This is a genomic window from Bartonella sp. P12B, assembly GCF_055796185.1.
Window position 1 is genome coordinate 1 of sequence record NZ_JBTTDI010000043.1, and the last position, 2,605, is coordinate 2,605.

General features: G+C 38.4%; 6 protein-coding genes. 3 read left to right on the forward strand and 3 right to left on the reverse strand.

Features of this window, described 5'->3' with window-relative positions; all coding sequences use genetic code 11:
- Window positions 1-140 precede the first annotated feature (140 nt).
- The 3 genes from AC0QT1_RS08440 to AC0QT1_RS08450 are packed head-to-tail and all read left to right on the forward strand — an operon-like array spanning window position 141 to window position 905.
- Complete coding sequence (locus AC0QT1_RS08440; RefSeq protein WP_473202112.1) at window positions 141-413, forward strand: toxin HicA; 273 nt, start codon at window positions 141-143, stop codon at window positions 411-413.
- On the forward strand, window positions 403-720 hold the full coding sequence (locus AC0QT1_RS08445; RefSeq protein WP_473201287.1) for a type II toxin-antitoxin system HicB family antitoxin: 318 nt from the start codon (window positions 403-405) through the stop codon (window positions 718-720). The genes AC0QT1_RS08440 and AC0QT1_RS08445 overlap by 11 nt, the downstream gene beginning before the upstream one ends.
- Window positions 721-758: 38 nt before the next feature.
- Window positions 759-905 carry a CopG family antitoxin gene (locus AC0QT1_RS08450; RefSeq protein ID WP_473201286.1) on the forward strand — a complete coding sequence of 49 codons (147 nt, stop codon included), beginning with the start codon at window positions 759-761 and terminating at the stop codon, window positions 903-905.
- A gap of 45 nt (window positions 906-950) precedes the next feature.
- Here the strand turns inward: AC0QT1_RS08450 and AC0QT1_RS08455 are convergent, their stop codons facing one another.
- The 3 genes from AC0QT1_RS08455 to AC0QT1_RS08465 form a co-directional block, all read right to left on the reverse strand.
- The gene (locus AC0QT1_RS08455) at window positions 951-1,229 is read right to left on the reverse strand and encodes a hypothetical protein (RefSeq protein ID WP_473201285.1); all 279 of its coding nucleotides are present in this window, start codon (window positions 1,227-1,229) and stop codon (window positions 951-953) included.
- On the reverse strand, window positions 1,226-1,984 hold the full coding sequence (locus AC0QT1_RS08460; RefSeq protein ID WP_473201284.1) for an antA/AntB antirepressor family protein: 759 nt from the start codon (window positions 1,982-1,984) through the stop codon (window positions 1,226-1,228). The genes AC0QT1_RS08455 and AC0QT1_RS08460 overlap by 4 nt, the downstream gene beginning before the upstream one ends.
- A 342-nt stretch (window positions 1,985-2,326) precedes the next feature.
- Window positions 2,327-2,605, reverse strand: a 279-nt coding sequence (locus AC0QT1_RS08465; protein ID WP_473202113.1) for a hypothetical protein, incomplete at its 5' end; no start/stop codon positions are given.

Here is a 2,605-nt window from a genome sequence, read left to right on the forward strand (position 1 = left end):
GAAAACATTGTCACCAGCAGCCGTCTTTGCTGCCTTGATCAACGCAACAAAGCTTTCCCTTATCGTCTCTCTCGGATGCATAAAAGTTCCTGTTTAATTGATGCCAATTTTACTCTAAAAATAGTTGACTAGGATTAATAATGATACTATTATCGGTTATGAACAATAAAGTTGAAAAAATAATCAGCTTGATGAAAGCCTCACCAAAGAACATCAAGTTTTCAGATTTGTTAGCTGTGTGTGTGCATTTTTTTGGAGAACCGCGGAACAACGGTACAAGCCATTTTGTTTTTAAAACGCCGTGGTTTGGTGATCCCCGTGTGAATATTCAAAAAGATTCTGGCAACAAAGCAAAAGCCTATCAGGTCAAGCAAGTCTTACAAGCGATAGAAAGGATGAAACATGAACAATAATCATTATACATATCGTGTTTTGTGGTCGCAAGAAGATAAGGAATATGTCGGTTTGTGTGCAGAATTCCCATCCCTTTCATGGTTAGATATTCAAGCAGAGAAAGCTTTAAAAGGTATTATGGATCTCGTTTCAGAAGTTGTTGAGGACATGCAACACAATGGAGAAGAAGTTCCTGTGCCTTTGTCACATGGGAAATATAGTGGTAAGTTCCAATTAAGAATACCACCAGAACTCCATAGGAAACTTGCAATTCAAGCTGCTGAAAATGGTGTGAGTTTAAACAGATATATTTCTTCTAAACTTTAAAGTTTTGATCTATATGCACTAAAAGAAAAGTTAAGTTTATGAAAACCTCTCAATTAAAACAAATGCCGGTGTTTAAGACAGATGAAGAAGCAGAAAATTTTGTTGATACTGCTGATCTCACGGATTATGACTTAACTGGTTTTAAGCCCGTTCATTTTGAATCCTTACCTAAAAAAGCCTCTTAACCACCTCCCCATTTTTAAGAACGGGGAGGGGAGTTATGTTTTTGTTTAAGCAGCTTTCACAATAGGGTTTTCAATATTGGGAGCATAAGCTTGCAATAACGGATTCATAATATGCGGTAATTCTGAAGTTCCAAAACCTGTAAGGACTGCTAAAATCTTTGTAATATTTGGCACATCATCTTGAAGTTTCAAAATCAAAGCTTTCTCTACCACGCCCATGACCTCAACCAGTGCGCTATAGTCTTTATCTTTAATGTCTTCACAATTGACAAACTGAAACAACGCCATCCACAAATCGCATAAAAAATCAACACTGGTATTCATTGCACACCTCCATGGATTTGTTCTCTCAAGCAAGCTAATCCTCTAGATGTGATTTTCGTTGAAGGGAGCACCTTTTCTGTACCATCGGGTCTTTGAATCGTAATAGCAGGGCAATCCATCAAACCTTTCTTGATCTTATCCTGATAGGGTAACAAAGGAGCACCTGGAGCTCTTCGATAGACCCAATCATGTTTACGCAAATAATCGGTTAGATCTTTTGGTCGTACTTCTAACATTTTTGCAGATTCAATCAAACCAAACAAACCATCAGAACGTTTCAAGCCATCAAGCGCGTTTGCCTTGGGTTCTAACTCCGCAATCACATGATCTTTCTGCTCGATTTGGTTTTGTAAATGATTCAAAACACCAAGTAATGCTTGAGGACTTGAGTAGTCAATCTGTGGCGTTGCTATCTGCTTTGCAAGTTTTTCACACTCAATGAAATACAAACGAGCCTCTCTACCTTTCTGATTGTTCTCAAGCATAGAAAGTTCTTTGGCTCTATCGAGTGTGAGATAATAATCAATTGCGACAACAGCTCTAGATTTTGCGCTCGCCAAATTTGGCGACCGCAAATCTTGTGTTTTTACAAAATCTTGTCCTTCTATAAAGTTGTATTTGGTAATACGATCTTTAATCCAATTGGAAAAGTCTCGTTTTATTTCCAAAAACGTATATAATTCACGCGCGTTAACGGTTTGAACTAATTCGCCATCAATTTCAGTTTGATTTATATTAATTAAATATTGCGCCATAATTCGGCTCCTATGCAGTTAGACGTTTGTTAATGACACTCAAAAAGAGTGCCGGGCGCTAACAAACACGGTGCATAGTCCGTCGTTATGCTTTCCCCCAAAGGGTATTGTATAGCATAACTACACCCGACAGTATCATTATATGCACGTAGCACACAACGAGTCAAAGCTTTTAATTGGCGGAAAAAGATTGTTTCGGCAACCAATCCGCTATGCATTTAAGGTGTTTGTTAGGCACCTGATTCGATTATTCATATTCCTATTATAATGTCAAGCCAGTAATATCACTTTTTTCTAAAAATGATCAAAATGCTGTTTTACTGTGCCGCTAAAAAAGATGCCTCATTGTTTTTGCTCGCGTAAAATAAGCTTATACATACCGGATTCTGAAGCTTGGACATCGGTGACAACGAAGCGTTCTTGGGGTGTCTCTTCAGTGTTTTCAGGGGAGAGCACCACGACACTATCCTCAGCTTTTGGTGGCAATCCGCCAATATCATTGATACAAAGATCAAGTTCTTTTCTTGGAATTGTTGTCGGTATTCTGCCACCAGCATCCGATTCCGAATGTTTGATGCCGTAAATTGCTGTAATCCGAAAAGATTGCTGATTGTCCTTTCT